Genomic DNA, 15,321 nt, shown 5'->3' on the forward strand with positions numbered 1-15,321 from the left:
ATACTACCATAGATTTCATAATCTGGCAACATTTTTTTATCGAAAGGGGTAGGTTTTTGCATGAAAATTACGGAAGTACGTCTCGGATTGATCTCCGTGCCGCTGCGTGTGCCCTTCAAAACGGCGCTGCGCTCGGTCAGCAGCGTGGAGGATGTTATCGTGGAGATCCACACCGACACCGGCGCGGTGGGTTACGGTGAAGCACCTCCTACCGGCGTGATCACCGGCGACACCACGGGTGCCATCATCGGTGCCATCCGCGACCACATCGCAAAGACCATCATTGGCCGCGATGTGGACGACTTTGAGGACCTGATGATCGCCCTGAATGCCTGCATCCAGAAGAACACCAGTGCCAAGGCCGCTGTGGATATGGCCCTGTGGGACCTGTACGGCCAGCTGTACAAGATTCCCGTGTACAAGCTGATGGGCGGCGCAAAGAAGTCCATCGTCACGGACATCACCATCAGCGTCAACGACCCCGAGGAGATGGTGCGGGACGCGCAGAACGCCATCCAGCGCGGCTACGACTGCCTGAAGGTCAAGGTGGGCAAGGAGCCGGAAAAGGATATCGCCCGCCTGAGCGCCATCCGTGCCGCCGTGCCCAAGGAGACCTGCATCCGCATCGACGCCAATCAGGGCTGGACCCCGAAAGAGGCCGTGCGCATCCTGAACGGGATGCAGGAGCGGGGACTGGACCTCGAATTCGTGGAGCAGCCGGTCAAGGCTCACGATTTTGACGGCCTGAAGTACGTCACCGAGCGCTCCTATGTGCCGGTGCTGGCAGACGAGAGCGTGTTCTCCCCGCAGGACGCACTGACCATTATGCAGATGGGAGCCGCAGACCTTGTGAACATCAAACTGATGAAGTGCGGCGGCCTGTACAACGCCCTCAAGATCGCATCTGCCGCCGAGGTGTACGGTGTGGAGTGCATGATCGGCTGCATGCTGGAAGCCAAGATCAGCGTGAATGCCGCCGTGCATCTGGCCTGCGCAAAGCAGATCATCACCCGCGTGGATCTGGACGGCCCCGTGCTGTGCAGCGAGGACCCCATCCTCGGCGGTGCCGTGTTCAACGAAAAGGAGATCACGGTTTCCAACGAGCCGGGCCTCGGCATCAAGGGCATCGAGCCGGGCAAGATCAAGTATTTGGACTGATATGCCGTAAAAAATACGCCGTGCAGCAATGCACGGCGTATTTTTATATACGGATTTTACTCTTTGTAAGCCAGAATAGCCTTCAGGTACTCCCACACGCGGGCCACCGATGCAATGTCGGCGCGCTCATTGGGGGTGTGGACATGCAGCAGGTTCGGGCCAAAGGAGATGCAGTCCAGCCCGTCGATCTTGCCCGAGAGGATACCGCATTCCAGACCTGCATGAATGGCAACGATCTGGGGCTTTGCACCGTATTGTGCCTCGTACATAGCAACGCAGCGGTCGCGCAGGGCACTTTCGCGGGCGTAGGTCCAAGCGGGATAGTCGCCGTGGAACCGCACGGTGCCGCCCAGCAGCTCGGTCAAGGTCTGCAGCTTGCAGCTCAGCAGCTCCTTCGCCGAGGGCACCGAGCTGCGCAGGGAGAAGCGCAGGATGGCTTCGCTGTCGTCCAGTTCGGCAACGCCGAGGTTCAGCGAGGTCTCCACAAGGCCCGGCACATCCATGCTCATGGCCTGCACGCCCCATGGCATCAGGAGCAGGGCCTTGCGCAGCCGCTGGGCAGAAGCGCCGTCCAGTGCCTGATACTCGCCGCAGCCCTGTTCGGTGAGCTGCAGACAGATCTCCGGGTCGGCCGTGCCGTATTCGGCCTTCATCTGAGCGGCAAACTGGGCAACGGCAGCACGGACGCCCTCCGTGATGCCGGTGGGCAGCACCAGTGTGACACTGCTTTCCTTGGGGATGACGTTCTCCTTTGCACCGCCGGAAAGGGCCAGCACCGTGTAGTCCACGCCGTTTTCGGTCAGCAGGGTCAGCCAGCGGCCCAGCAGGGCGATGGCGTTGGCGCGGCCCTTGTGGATCTCGGTGCCGGAGTGCCCACCCACAAGGCCGGTCACGTCTGCCTTTACGGCAGTGCCGGTCACAGCTGCACGGGTGACGGGCAGATGGCATTCAACGCGGCGTCCGCCTGCACAGCCTGCGGTCAGCACCCCCTCTTCCTCCGAGTCGATGTTGATGAGCAGGCGGCCTTCCAGATCGGAAAGCTCCATGGCAGATGCACCCAGCAGGCCCACCTCCTCGCAGACGGTCAGCACGACCTCCAGCGCAGGGTGGGGGATGTCCTTTGCGTCCAGCACAGCCAGTGCGTAGGCCACGGCAATGCCGTCGTCGCCGCCCAGCGTAGTGCCCTCAGCGCGGACATAATCGCCGTCCACCACCAGCTGGATGGCATCCTTTTCCAGATCCAGCGGGCAGGCGGCGGTCTTGTCGCCCACCATGTCCAGATGACCCTGCAAGATCAGGGCAGGCTCATTCTCATAGCCCGGCGTGGCCGGTGCTTTGATGAGCACATTGCCCATTTCGTCCTGACGGCAGGCAAGGCCGTGCGCCTTTGCAAACTGCACGCAGTAGTCGCTCAGCGCCTTTTCGTGATGAGAGGTGTGCGGGATGCTGCAGATCTCTTCAAAATAATGAAAAACCGATGCCGGTTCCAGTTTGGTTAATACGCCCATAATGACCCACTCCTTATAATATAGTGAAAAAACTTCCTTTTTGTATTCTAGCAGATTCCGGGGCCGGACACAATCACTAAATTCTGAGTCGTAACGTGTGCCCTCAAAACCGGGGATGCTCCTGCGGCTTGCGCGGGGTACTCTTTTTTTGCCGCCTCACTTTACTTTCATAAGAAAATGTGCCATAATGGAGCCAGTATTTTTTGGTTCAAAAACTGCGCCCTGTACCGGGAAAGCAGGGCCGGAATCCAACAAGAAGAGGGGTATCCTTTATGAGCAAGACCATCATTCCTGCAAACTACACGCCTGCGCTGAACCTGTACGACACCCAGCGCGCCATCGGCACGGTCAAGCGCCTGTTTGCCGACACCCTGTGCGCCACGCTGAACCTGTACCGCGTGTCCGCTCCGCTGTTTCTGGAAGCGTCCACCGGCCTGAACGACGACCTGAACGGCGTGGAGCGCAAGGTCACCTTTGATATCAAGGACAGCGGCATTGAGGCACAGGTGGTGCAGTCGCTGGCAAAGTGGAAGCGCAAAGCTCTGAAGGACTACGACTTCCATGTGGGCAAGGGCCTGTACTGCGATATGAACGCCATCCGCCGGGATGAAGAGCTGGACAACCTGCACTCCGTCTATGTGGATCAGTGGGACTGGGAAAAGGCAATCCGTCTGGAAGACCGCAACGAAGCATACCTGAAGAGCGTGGTGCGCTCCATCGTGTCTGCCGTCTGCGCCACCGAAATGAATCTGCACGCCATGTTCCCCCAGCTGCAGGAGCTGCCGCTGCACAGCCCCAACGTCACCTTCATCACCACTCAGGAGCTGGAGGACAAGTATCCCGACCTGACCCCGAAGGAGCGCGAGAACGCCTTTGTGAAGGAGAACGGCACCACCTTCCTGATGAAGATCGGCGCTCCGCTCAAGAGCGGCAAGCCCCATGACGGCCGTGCCCCCGACTACGACGACTGGGATCTGAACGGCGACCTGCTGTTCTGGAACGACCCGCTGCAGTGCAGCTACGAGCTGAGCAGCATGGGCATCCGCGTCAGCCCCGAGAGCATGGACAGGCAGCTGACCATGGCCGGCTGCGATGACCGCCGTGCTCTGCCCTTCCACAAGGCCGTGCTGAACGGTGAGCTGCCCTACTCCATCGGCGGCGGCATCGGCCAGAGCCGTCTGTGCATGCTGCTGCTGGGCAGCGCCCACATCGGCGAGGTGCAGGCCAGCGTCTGGGACGCTGCCACCCGTGAAGCCTGCGCCAAGGCGGGCATTCCGCTGCTGTAAGCGTTCCGTTCACAGGACTGCCTGCTGAAAAACGATCGTATAAGACCCGGGACCTTTCAGGGCCGAAATGGCTCGAAAAGATCCCGGGTCTTTTTGCTTTGTATACGATTTCACTTCCCGGCAGACGCTCAATAGGACGTGAGCCCGAGGCTGACATCCAGAGCCTGATCCACCCGTTTCTGGTCTTCCGGCGTGATCTGCCCGGCCCGCTCCCGCAGGCGGTGCTTATCCAGCGTGCGGATCTGCTCCAGCAGCACCACGCTGTCCTTGGCAAGACCGGTGTCCGCCGCCCGGATGTTGATGTGGGTAGGCAGGCGGGCTTTGTCCAGCCGGGATGTAATGGCCGCTGCAATGACAGTGGGGCTGTGCCGGTTGCCGATCTCGTTCTGCACGATCAGCACCGGCCGTACGCCGCCCTGCTCGGACCCCACCACCGGCGAAAGATCCGCGTAAAAAACTTCTCCTCTGTGTACCTCCATGGAATCTCCCTCCCTGCATTTGGAGGATGCGCCCCGCTATGTGATGCGTCCGGCGCATCGTTCGTCTGCTCTCAGTATGAGCAGGAAGCACGGGGGATATTCCATTGTATGCACAGAAGCGGCTCAGGTTTCCGTTTCCAGTGTACAGAACGCCAGCGCCATGCCGCCTTCGTGGCTCAGGGAGAGCCGGGCGGTCAGGCTGCGGGCCTGCACCCATTCTGCCGTCCTTCCGCTGAAGCGATAGGCCGGTGCGCCGTTTTCCTGCCGGATGGCTTCGATCTCGCAAAGCGAAAAGGGCTCCCGCAGGCCGGTGCCTGCTGCCTTTAAAAAGGCTTCCTTGGCGGCAAAGTTGGCGGCAGCACTGGCCAGCCGGTGGGCTGCGCTGCGCCCGGCGGGGAGGGGAGCGTCCAGCCCGAGAGCGGCACGCTCGGCCTCGCCGTAGACCCGGCGGACAAAGGCCGCAGCATGTGCGCCGGTAAGGCTTTTTTCCAGATGTGCCAGCTCGCACAGGTCGCAGCCGATGCCATACAGCATAAAAAGGCCTCCTTCTGCCGCATTTGCGGCGCTGCAGGCCGTCAGCCTGCAAAATCTGAACCGGAAATTTTATGCAAACTGTGCAAATCCGGTCCGTTTATCTTGAAGTTTCCCCGCAATTCGTGTACAATGAACGTAGTTCTTCCTAAGGGGGTGTATTCCGTGAGTGGCGAGACTGCTATTTTTTCGATCCACGACAAAAAGGACTATGAGATCCATGAGATCGTGCAGCAGGTGTACGATGCTTTAAAGGAAAAAGGCTATAATCCGGTCAATCAGCTGGTGGGCTATATCCTGTCCGAAGACCCCACCTACATCACGACCTACAAGAATGCCCGTGCCCTGATCCGTAAGGTGGATCGGGACGATCTGCTGCAGGCCATGCTGCGCAGCTATCTGAACGTTTGATACCCCTTATCTGCTTCGGCCCCGCTGTCTTTTTAGATGGCGGGGCTTTTTCATAACAGGATGCAGATGCTGTTTACCGTTACAGCCCCTCCGGTGAAGATGGCCAGAGCAAAACGGAGGCCATGCCGATCGTTACGGCCGGAAAGGCAGCGTAAAGATCTGGTTTACCACCACCTCATACTCCCACGATTCCCGGGCCTTGCGCAGCTGCTTTTCCAGCTTTTCAGAATCCTCAAATTTGTGGATCAGGTAGAACCAGTGCCCTTTCATCCGGCTGACGGCGCACCCGGCACTGCCGAACAGCTCGGTGTAGCCGTGGTAAAGGTCATCGAGATAGCCCCGCAGCTCTTCCCGTGCGGCCGGCGCACCGCCGCGCGCCATCCGGAACAGGGCAGGGTCCGCAATGATACCGCGCCCCACCATGATGCCGGACAGCTGCGGATACTGCTCTTCCAGCGTGTGCAGGTCGGCGGCAGTGGTCACGTCGCCGTTGTAGCACACCGGCATCCTGCACCCGGGCAGGGCGGCAGAAAAGGCCGCACGGTCGGCCTGTCCGCGATACTGCTGACGCATCACGCGCGGGTGGATGGTCAGCTCACAGATGGGATACTGGTTATAAATGTCCAGAATGGCGGCAAACTCCTCCGGCTTGTCCACACCCAGCCGGGTCTTGACCGAGATGGGCCCCTCCGCATTGGCGAACACGGCAGCAAGGAAGGCGTCCAGCTTTGCAAGGTCCCGCAGCATCCCGGAACCCTTGCCCTTGGCCGTCACCGTGCCGGCTGGACAGCCGAGGTTCAGATTTACCTCAGTGTAGCCCAGTTTGCGCAGTTCGCCGATCATCCATGCGGCCAGCTCTCCGTCCTTTGCCAGCAGCTGCGGGATCACCGGTGCGCCGGGGTTGGCTGCGGGGGCCAGTTCGGCCATCTTCTTTTTGATGAGTACCCGGTTCTCCGGCGGGGAGAGAAATGGGGCATAGTAGCGGTCGGCGGCACCGGCGGGGCCGAACCATTTCTGGTGCGCCTGCCGCCACACCCGGTCGGTCAGGCCCTCCATAGGGGCAGCGTAGTAGTTCATGAGCAGATCTCCAAAATGTTTGATAGGGCTATTGTAGCATAAATGAAATAGGGCGGCAATGGGGGAGAAGTATCTGCCATGGAAATCAACTTTCCGAATAAAGGCTTCCCCCGGAAGGGACAGATTCTCCCCGCGCCGGGGAGAAATGTCACCGTAGGTGACAAAGAGGGGAGCAGCTGTCACCGCAGGTGACTAATGAGGGCGCAGGACAGCAGCATTTTGCCCTAAATACCCCTCATCCGGCGCTACGCGCCACCTTCCCCCCAAGGGGTGAAGGCTTTCGCTCCGGGTCAAGCTACAAAAATTGATTTCCGTGAGTATCTGCTCCCGGTGCAGAGCCCGCCGCTGCAAAAAAACAGGACCCCGGAACAGCAAGGTACTTTTCATCCCTGCGGTCCCGGGGTCCGTCTTATGAGCTTTTGCAGTGCAGAAGCTCTTTTTTGTTTTACAGCGATCAGCCGCCCAGATAGGCGCTGCGCACGCGCTCGTTGGTCAGCAGTTCGGCACCGGTGCCATCCATGACCACACGGCCCGTCTCAAGGACGTAGGCGCGGTCTGCCACGGAAAGGGCCATCTGCGCGTTCTGCTCCACCAGCAGGATGGTCATGCCTTCCTTGTGCACATTCTGGATGATGTCGAAGATCTCCTGCACCAGCAGCGGCGAAAGGCCCATGGAGGGCTCGTCCAGCATCAGCATGGAGGCGTTGCTCATCAGGGCGCGGCCCATAGCCAGCATCTGCTGTTCGCCGCCGGACATGGTGCCAGCCAGCTGCTTGCGGCGCTCCTTCAGGCGGGGGAACAGCTCAAACACCTTTTCCTTGTTGGGGGCAATGGTGGAGTTGGGCTGGGTGTAGGCACCCATATCCAGATTTTCTTCCACGGTCATGTGCAGGAACACATGGCGGCCTTCCGGCACGTGGGCAAGGCCCGCTTCCACGATCTTGTGGGCGCGCATGCCCTTGATGCTGCTGCCCTTGTACAGGATGTCGCCGGTCTTGGGCTTCAGCAGGCCGGAAATGGTCTTCAGGGTGGTGGACTTGCCGGCACCGTTGGCACCGATCAGGGTGACGATCTCGCCCTGATTCACCTCGAAGGAGATGTCCTTGACGGCGTGGATGTTGCCGTAGTAAACGTTGATGTTATCGACCTTCAGTAACGTATCAGCCATGTGTCAGCCCTCCTTCTTGCCCAGATAGGCCTCAATGACCTGCGGGTTGTTGCGGATCTCATCCGGCGTGCCCTTGGCGATGATGCGGCCGAAGTTCAGCACGGCGATGCCTTCGCAGATGCCCATGACCAGACTCATGTCATGCTCGATCAGCAGCACGGCGATGTTGAACTCGTCGCGGATGCGGCGGATGGTCTCGGTCAGCTCTGCGGTCTCAGAGGGGTTCATACCGGCAGCAGGCTCGTCCAGCAGCAGCAGCTTCGGGCTGGTGGCCAGTGCACGCATGATCTCCAGACGGCGCTGTGCGCCGTAGGGCAGGCTGCCGGCCTGAACATTGGCAAGGTCTGCCATGTGGAAGATATCCAGCAGCTCCAGAGCACGTTCGGTGCACTTCTTCTCTTCCTTCCAGTAGTTGGGCAGGCGGATCAGGGAGGAGGCCAGATTGTACTTCATGGATTCATGCAGGCCCACCTTGATGTTGTCGATGACGCTCAGTTCCTTGAACAGGCGGATGTTCTGGAAGGTGCGGGCCACGCCCATGCGGTTGACCTGATAGGTCTTTTTGCCGGCGGTGGGCATGCCATCGATCAGGATGGAGCCGCGGGTGGGCTGGTAGACGTTGGTCAGCAGGTTGAACACGGTGGTCTTGCCGGCACCGTTGGGGCCGATCAGACCGGTGATCTCGTTGCGGCCGATCATCAGGTTGAAGCCGTCCACGGCGGTCAGACCGCCGAAGTCGATGCCCAGCTCACGCACGTCCAGAATGGGCTTTTTGTCCTTGTCGCGGTCGGTCAGGAAGCCGCCGGAGGGCACACTGTGTAACTTGGTCTGGAACTCACTCATGGTCTGCACCCTCCTTTGCTTTCTTGCGGAACAGCTCGCCGTTCATGATCTTTTCCACGATGCGGCTCATGGAGAAGTCATAGCTGCCGAGCAGTCCGCCCGGGCGGAAGATCATCATCAGGATCAGCACCAGCGAGTAGACCACCATGCGGTAGCTCTCAAAGCTGCGGGTAGCCTCGGGCAGGATGGTCAGCACGGTCGCGGACAGGATGGAGCCCAGCATGGAGCCCATGCCGCCCAGAACCACCATGACCAGAATCTCGATGGACTTCATAAAGCCGAAGGTGGAGGGGTCCAGAACGCCCAGATAGCAGGCGTACAGACCGCCGGCCAGACCGGCGAAGGCAGCCGAGAAGGCAAAGGCCATGACCTTATAATAAGTAGTCTGGATGCCGCAGCTCTCGGCAGCGATCTCGTTGTCGCGGATGGCCAGCACGGCGCGGCCATGACGGCTCTTCATCATGGCGTGGATGGCAAAGCAGGTGATGACCACGCACAGGAACACGTTCCAGTAGTTGGAATATTTGGGAATGTTCTTCAGGCCCTTGGCACCGTAGAACAGCTTGAAGCCCAGCACATCATCGATGTTGTTCAGGGTGATGCGGATGATCTCGCCAAAGCCCAGCGTCAGGATGGCCAGATAGTCACCGGTCAGGCGCAGGGCGGGAATGCCGATCAGCACGCCGAACAGCGCAGCCACGATGCAGGCCAGAACCAGACCCACGACAAAAGCGACGCCGGAGGGCAGATTGCTGTACTTGGTGAACAAAGCGCAGGTGTAGGCACCCACAGCCATGAAACCGGCATGGCCCAGCGGCAGCTGGCCCAGATAACCGGTGGCGATGTTCAGCGAGACAGCCAGAATGATGTTGATGCCCACGGTGAGCAGCACCTTGTTCTGGTAGGTGGACAGCACGTTCTGGGTGAGGAAGGACAGGCCCACGAACAGCAGAGCCACCAGCACGGCGTTCATCAGGTAGCGCACGGGCATTTTGAGCGTTTTGCGTTTGGTATTCATCTTCATGCCCTCCTTACACCTTTTCCTGAACCTTGCGGCCAAGGAAGCCGGTGGGCTTGACCAGCAGCACGATGATCAGGATCGCAAATGTGACGGCATCCTTCCATGCGGAAAGGCCGATGGCGGAAACAAAGCACTCGCACAGGCCGATGGCGATGCCGCCGATCATGGCACCGGGAATGGAGCCGATGCCGCCCAGAACGGCTGCAACGAAGGCCTTCAGGCCCAGCATGGAGCCCATGGTGGGGGTTGCCTGCGGGTAAGAGCAGCAGTACAGCACCGAGCCGATGCCGGCCAGAGCGGAACCCACCGCAAAGGTAAAGGAAATGGTGCTGTTGACATTGATGCCCATCAGGCGGGCAGCGTCCATATCCTCAGAGACGGCGCGCATGGCCTTGCCGAGCTTGGTCTTCTGCACCAGAAAGGTCAGCACCAGCATGGACAGCACCGTGACCAGCAGGGTGATGATGGAGGTGAGGCCCAGCGGCACCGAGCCGATGCGGAAGGTCTGGTTGGTGTAGTAGGCCGGAATGACCTTTGCACCGGAGCCCAGGATCAGCTCGGCGGCGTACTCCAGGAAGAAGGACACGCCGATGGCAGTGATCAGCAGGGAGATACGGGGCGCGCTGCGCAGCGGGGTGTAGGCGATCTTTTCGATCACGACACCCAGCAGCGTGCAGGTGATGATGGTGGCGCACACAGCGGTGACCGGGCCAAGGCCCAGCTGGTTCATCACGAACCAGGACATGTATGCACCAACCATGATGACATCGCCATGGGCAAAGTTCAGCAGCAGGATGATGCCGTACACCATGCTGTAACCCAGTGCGATCAGTGCATAGATGCTGCCAAGGGACAGGCCGTTGATCAGCTGGCTAAAAAACACTGTCATGGACTGATACTTCCTTTCTTTGCGGCGGAGGACCCGCCTTTTGGGATACACTTTTTTACCAAAAAAGCGGAGACAGCCGAGCAAAACCTGTTCCGGCGGTCTCCGCAATGGGTCATTTATTTCTGATTGCTGCCTTCATGCCGCACACCGGTGCGCAGGATCAAAGCAGATCAGAACATTTCCTTCAGAACGGGGGTTGCACCGTCGAAGCACAGGATAGCGGTCTGCTTGACGGGGTTGTGGTGCTCATCAAAGGTGAAGGTGCCGGTGATGCCATCGATGGTGCCGCCTGCGATGGCGTCGATGACGGCCTGCTTGTAGTCGTCATCGCCAGCAGCCAGACCGGCATCCTCAGCAGCCTGAATGCCGTAGACAACGGTCATGGCAGCATCGTAGCCCAGAGGAGCGAAGCCGTTGGGGTACTCCTCGCCGTACTCGGCCTTGTAGGCGTTCTCAAAGTCGGGGTTGGAGCCCTTTGCGTAGTTTGCGCAGAAGTAGGCGTCCTTCAGCTGGTCGGCCGTTGCGTAGCCTTCCAGACCATCCCAGCCGTCGCCGCCCAGGAAGGGAACTGCCAGACCGACGCTCTCAGCCTGAGCCAGGATCTGACCGACTTCCTGATAGTAGTTGGGGCAGAACACCACTTCGGGAGCCTTGCCCAGAATGGTGGTCAGCTGGGTCTTGTAGTCCACATCGCCCTCGGAGTAGGTCTCCTGATCGACGATGGTGCCGCCCAGGCTCTCGAACTCGTTGACGAAGTTCTCTGCCAGACCCTCGTTGTAGTCAGCGCCCTTCTGGAAGATGACAGCTGCCTTGGTGTAGCCCAGCTTCTGGTAAGCGTAGTCAGCCATCTTGATGCCCTGGAACGGGTCGGTGAAGGTTGCGCGGAACACATTCTCGTTCACGGTGTCGGTCTCGGCATCGTAGGTGACAGCCTCGGCGGTAGCGGAAGCGGTGACCATGGGCATGTTGTAGTCTGCGCTCTCGGCAGCAAGTGCCAGAGTCGGGGTGGTGGTAACATCGCCCACCAGTGCGGTGATGCCCTGATCGCACATCTTGGTGAAGCAGGTGACAGCCTGCGTTGCATCGCCCTGCTCATCCATGGTGATGATCTCCAGCTGCTTGCCGTTGATGCCGCCCTTTTCGTTGACCTGCTTCAGGTACAGGGTAGCACCGTTGATGACAGCCAGACCGTAAACGGAAACATCGCCGGTCATGGGGCCCAGAACACCGACCTTGATGGTGTCGCCGGAAGCGGCAGCATCAGCACCGGAAGCAGCAGTGCTGCTGGAAGAACCGCCGCAGGCGGTCAGAACGCCGGCTGCAGCAACAACGCCAGCAGCGGCCAGAAAATTACGACGAGAAATCATCTTTTTCATAGTGAATTTCCTCCTTGGGAACATTCGTGATTCAATTATAAAAACGGAAGCAAGGCCCCTTCCCTCAAAGCGACCTTGCTTCGTTATCAATATTATAGACCCGCCGCCGCAAATGCGCAATTCACAAACCGTCCATACTTTTGGCTTCCATTTGTGGACTTTGTTGACAAAATGGCTAAAACCACACAGATGTTTTTGTGCACTATTTCAAGTTGTTCATTTCATTTGTGTGTCAGGTGAATCAAATTCACAAATTGCAAAAGGGTTACAGGGTCTCCATTTCGGCGTCTGCGGCAAACGCAGCCTCAGCACGCGCCCTAGCAGCTTCGCCCTCTGCTTCCGCTTTGGCCGGAGACTCTGCAAGGACCTTGCGGATGGCGGTAAAGTAGAACACCAGCGACAGACCGGTGCCGATGCACCAGCCCACAGGCCATGCCATCCAGATGCCGGTGGAGCCCAGCGCGGTGCTGCTGAGCACGATGGCAATGCCGACGCGCAGGATCAGATCGGAGAAGGTGGCGATCATAAAGCGCACCATCATGCCACAGCCGCGCAGGATGCCGTCGGTGACCAGCTTGACCGACACCACGAAGTAGAAGGGGGACAGGATGCGCAAAAACAGCATACCGGTGTCGATGGCCGGGCCCTGCGGGTCATTCATGAACAGCAGCAGCAGGAAGCGGCCGAAGAAGAAGTACAGGAGCACGATGGGCACGCAGATGATCCACACCAGATTGCGGCCTGCACCAAAGCCCTCGTGCACACGGTCCATCTTGCCGGCACCCATGTTCTGGGAGGTGTAGTTGGAAATGCCGTTGCCCAGAGTGGTGAAGGAGGTGATGACCATATTGTTCAGCTTGACCGCTGCGGAGTAACCGGCGATGACGCTGGCACCAAAGGTGTTGATGACGCTCTGCAGGATGATGTTGCCCACCGAGACGAAGCTCTGCTGCAGGATGCTGGGGATGGCGACCATGGCTACCTTGCCCAGCATGTTCCATGAGAAGAGCACCACCTTGTGTGTGGACTTGAAGGCACCGATGCGGCGGAACACCACCACCATGGCCAGCACGCAGCTCACGCCCTGGCACAGGAAGGTGGCCCATGCCACACCGGCTACGCCCATCTTGAAACCGGCCACGAACAGGATATCCACGCCGATGTTGGACAGGGACGAGACTGCCAGAAAATAGAAGGGTGTTTTGCTGTCGCCCAGAGCGGAGAAGATGCCGGTGGCGATGTTGTAGAAGAACATGAAGGGCAGGCCCAGCACGTAGATATCCAGATACAGCGAAGAATCTGCAAGGATCTCCTCCGGGGTGTTGATGAGCTCCAGCAGGCCGTGGCAGCCCACCAGACCGATCAGCATCAGCACCGCACACAGCACCGCAGAGCCGATCAGCGAGGTGTAGACCGAGGTCTTCATTTCGTCGTAATCCTTGGCGCCAAAATAGCGGGACACGATAACCGAGCAGCCGATGTTGCAGCCAAAAGCAAATGCAATGAAGATCAGGGTGATCTCATAGCTGTTGCCCACAGCAGCCAATGCGTTTTCGCCGATGAACTTGCCGGCAACAAGGCTGTCGGCAATGTTGTACAGCTGCTGGAAAATGATGCTGCCGAACATGGGCAGGCAGAACTGCCACAAAACCTGTGACGGCTTGCCTACCGTCAGATCCTTATTCATATGTAGATCCTCCTCTATCCTGTAAAAAACATGATCCGAACCAAAACAGAGTATAGAACGACCCTGCCAAAAAGTAAAGAAAAATTTTGGCGTATCTGCCATACGAAATTTACATGGTTAGTACAACGCATCCCTGCTTTGCAAAGGGGCAGACTATTCATACGCTTTTTCTCCCCTGCCCGGTGCCGCGGCCACGTTCTGACGGCCTGCAGACTTCTGTTTTGCGTCCGGTCAAAAGTTTATGCCTGCAAACATGCGCACCGGCTCTTGCACCGGGGCACAAAGCGTGGTAGGATATTCTTGGTTAGTTAGATATAACTATCCAAAAACAGGCAGCCACCCGTCTGCCCGCCCGGGCAGCACCGGGAAGGAAATGATATTCAGGAGGTTTTCGAGATGAACTATCTGGAAATTGAATCTGTTGTAGGCCGCGAGATCCTGGACTCCCGCGGCAACCCCACTGTGGAAGCGGAGATCACGCTGGCCGACGGCACCGTGGCACGCGGCTGTGCACCTTCCGGCGCATCCACCGGTGAGTTCGAGGCGCTGGAGCTGCGGGACGGCGATAAGGGCCGTTATCTGGGCAAGGGCGTGACCAAAGCTGTGGAGAACATCAACACGGTCATTGCGGACGCAGTGGTGGGCATGGATGCTTCCGACATCTACGCCATCGACGCCGCTATGATCCGGGCCGACGGCACCAAGGATAAATCCAATCTGGGCGCAAACGCCATTCTGGCCGTTTCCATTGCAGCCTGCCGCGCCGCAGCCGCTTCGCTGGAAATGCCCCTGTACCGCTTCCTCGGCGGCGTAAACGGCAACCGTCTGCCCGTGCCCATGATGAACATTCTGAACGGCGGCGCACACGCCACCAACACGGTGGATACGCAGGAGTTCATGATCATGCCGGTGGGTGCGCCTTCCTTCAAGGAAGCGCTGCGCTGGTGCGCTGAGGTGTTCCATGCGCTGGCTTCCATCCTGAAAGCCAAGGGTCTGGTTACCTCCGTGGGCGATGAGGGCGGTTTTGCGCCCAACCTGTCCAGCGACGAGGAGACCATTGAGACCATTCTGGCCGCCATCGAAAAGGCCGGTTACGTGCCCGGCAAGGACTTCATGCTGGCAATGGACGCTGCTTCCTCCGAGTGGAAGAGCCCCAAGGGCAAGGGCTTCTACAAGCTGCCCAAGGCAGGCACCGAGTTCACCTCCAGCGAGCTGATCGCACATTGGAAGAGTCTGGTGGAAAAGTACCCCATCATCTCCATCGAGGACGGTCTGGATGAAGAGGACTGGGAGGGCTGGCAGGAGATGACCCGCGAGCTGGGCGGCAAGGTCCAGCTGGTGGGCGACGACCTCTTTGTGACCAACACCGAGCGTCTGGCCAAGGGCATCGGGCTGGGCGCCGGCAATGCCATTTTGATCAAGCTGAACCAGATCGGTTCTGTTTCCGAGACGCTGGAGGCCATCAAGATGGCCCACAAGGCCGGTTATACCGCCATCAGCTCTCACCGTTCCGGCGAGACCGAGGACACCACCATTGCTGATCTGGCCGTTGCCCTGAACACCTGCCAGATCAAGACCGGCGCTCCCAGCCGTACCGAGCGTGTGGCAAAGTACAACCAGCTGCTGCGCATTGAAGAACAGCTGGGCGGCAGCGCGGTCTACCCCGGCATGGCAGCCTTCAACGTGAAGCGCTGAGCGGCCCATCGCGCCAACTGCTCCCATGGCACCTGTACTGCTTTTTCGGTGGTACGGGTGCTTTTTGTTTAAAGGCTGCCAATTTTTTCCTGCAATCTTCTGTGCGGCCCGGACGTATCTCTGGCAGAACGGCCCGGAAGACCGCTCCGAAGGTTTGTCCTTTGCGCGGGCGCTGGTCCGGAATCACACAAA

General features: G+C 59.1%; 14 protein-coding genes. 4 read left to right on the plus strand and 10 right to left on the minus strand.

The annotated features are described in order from the left end of the window. The first annotated feature begins 60 nt into the window (after positions 1 to 60). Positions 61 to 1,158, plus strand: coding sequence for a dipeptide epimerase (locus MTP37_RS01915; RefSeq protein WP_249237961.1), 1,098 nt, complete (start codon positions 61 to 63; stop codon positions 1,156 to 1,158). Positions 1,159 to 1,214: 56 nt separating this feature from the next. Here MTP37_RS01915 and MTP37_RS01920 read toward each other — a convergent pair whose 3' ends face one another. Then, on the minus strand, positions 1,215 to 2,666 hold the full coding sequence (locus tag MTP37_RS01920) for an aminoacyl-histidine dipeptidase (protein WP_249237962.1): 1,452 nt from the start codon (positions 2,664 to 2,666) through the stop codon (positions 1,215 to 1,217). 272 nt (positions 2,667 to 2,938) lie between these two features. Between MTP37_RS01920 and asnA the strand changes: the two genes are divergently transcribed. Continuing rightward, positions 2,939 to 3,952 (plus strand): aspartate--ammonia ligase, encoded by a 1,014-nt coding sequence (gene asnA / locus MTP37_RS01925; RefSeq protein WP_249237963.1) that lies wholly within the window; start codon positions 2,939 to 2,941, stop codon positions 3,950 to 3,952. Between the two features lie 128 nt (positions 3,953 to 4,080). Here the strand turns inward: asnA and MTP37_RS01930 are convergent, their stop codons facing one another. Beyond that, complete coding sequence (locus tag MTP37_RS01930; protein WP_005942608.1) at positions 4,081 to 4,431, minus strand: type II toxin-antitoxin system PemK/MazF family toxin; 351 nt, start codon at positions 4,429 to 4,431, stop codon at positions 4,081 to 4,083. Positions 4,432 to 4,554: 123 nt separating this feature from the next. Beyond that, positions 4,555 to 4,965 carry a holo-ACP synthase gene (locus tag MTP37_RS01935; RefSeq protein WP_249237964.1) on the minus strand — a complete coding sequence of 137 codons (411 nt, stop codon included), beginning with the start codon at positions 4,963 to 4,965 and terminating at the stop codon, positions 4,555 to 4,557. 162 nt (positions 4,966 to 5,127) lie between these two features. On the opposite strand from MTP37_RS01935, the gene MTP37_RS01940 reads away from it, so the two are divergent. Next, positions 5,128 to 5,373: an IreB family regulatory phosphoprotein gene (locus tag MTP37_RS01940; protein WP_249237965.1), complete on the plus strand. Its 246-nt coding sequence runs from the start codon at positions 5,128 to 5,130 to the stop codon at positions 5,371 to 5,373. A 132-nt stretch (positions 5,374 to 5,505) separates the two neighbouring features. On the opposite strand, the gene MTP37_RS01945 is transcribed toward MTP37_RS01940, so the two are convergent. From MTP37_RS01945 to MTP37_RS01975, 7 genes are all read right to left on the minus strand, one after another. Continuing rightward, on the minus strand, positions 5,506 to 6,450 hold the full coding sequence (locus MTP37_RS01945) for a tRNA dihydrouridine synthase (RefSeq protein WP_249237966.1): 945 nt from the start codon (positions 6,448 to 6,450) through the stop codon (positions 5,506 to 5,508). A 454-nt stretch (positions 6,451 to 6,904) separates the two neighbouring features. Next, the gene (locus MTP37_RS01950) at positions 6,905 to 7,618 is read right to left on the minus strand and encodes an ABC transporter ATP-binding protein (protein ID WP_249237967.1); all 714 of its coding nucleotides are present in this window, start codon (positions 7,616 to 7,618) and stop codon (positions 6,905 to 6,907) included. 3 nt (positions 7,619 to 7,621) lie between these two features. Then, positions 7,622 to 8,461, minus strand: a complete 840-nt coding sequence (locus tag MTP37_RS01955; RefSeq protein WP_097777223.1) for an ABC transporter ATP-binding protein — start codon at positions 8,459 to 8,461, stop codon at positions 7,622 to 7,624. Continuing rightward, complete coding sequence (locus tag MTP37_RS01960) at positions 8,454 to 9,479, minus strand: branched-chain amino acid ABC transporter permease (RefSeq protein WP_249237968.1); 1,026 nt, start codon at positions 9,477 to 9,479, stop codon at positions 8,454 to 8,456. The genes MTP37_RS01955 and MTP37_RS01960 overlap by 8 nt, the downstream gene beginning before the upstream one ends. A 13-nt stretch (positions 9,480 to 9,492) precedes the next feature. Further along, complete coding sequence (locus tag MTP37_RS01965; protein WP_249237969.1) at positions 9,493 to 10,371, minus strand: branched-chain amino acid ABC transporter permease; 879 nt, start codon at positions 10,369 to 10,371, stop codon at positions 9,493 to 9,495. A 170-nt stretch (positions 10,372 to 10,541) separates the two neighbouring features. Further along, on the minus strand, positions 10,542 to 11,747 hold the full coding sequence (locus MTP37_RS01970; protein ID WP_249237970.1) for an ABC transporter substrate-binding protein: 1,206 nt from the start codon (positions 11,745 to 11,747) through the stop codon (positions 10,542 to 10,544). A gap of 265 nt (positions 11,748 to 12,012) precedes the next feature. After that, entirely contained in the window at positions 12,013 to 13,434 is a 1,422-nt protein-coding gene (locus tag MTP37_RS01975) for an MATE family efflux transporter (protein ID WP_249237971.1), read from the minus strand. 396 nt (positions 13,435 to 13,830) lie between these two features. Here MTP37_RS01975 and eno point away from each other — a divergent pair, with 396 nt between their 5' ends. Continuing rightward, on the plus strand, positions 13,831 to 15,129 hold the full coding sequence (eno, locus tag MTP37_RS01980) for a phosphopyruvate hydratase (RefSeq protein WP_249237972.1): 1,299 nt from the start codon (positions 13,831 to 13,833) through the stop codon (positions 15,127 to 15,129). The last annotated feature ends 192 nt before the right edge of the window (positions 15,130 to 15,321 follow it).

The organism is Faecalibacterium sp. HTF-F (assembly GCF_023347535.1).
Lineage (GTDB): Bacteria > Bacillota > Clostridia > Oscillospirales > Ruminococcaceae > Faecalibacterium > Faecalibacterium wellingii.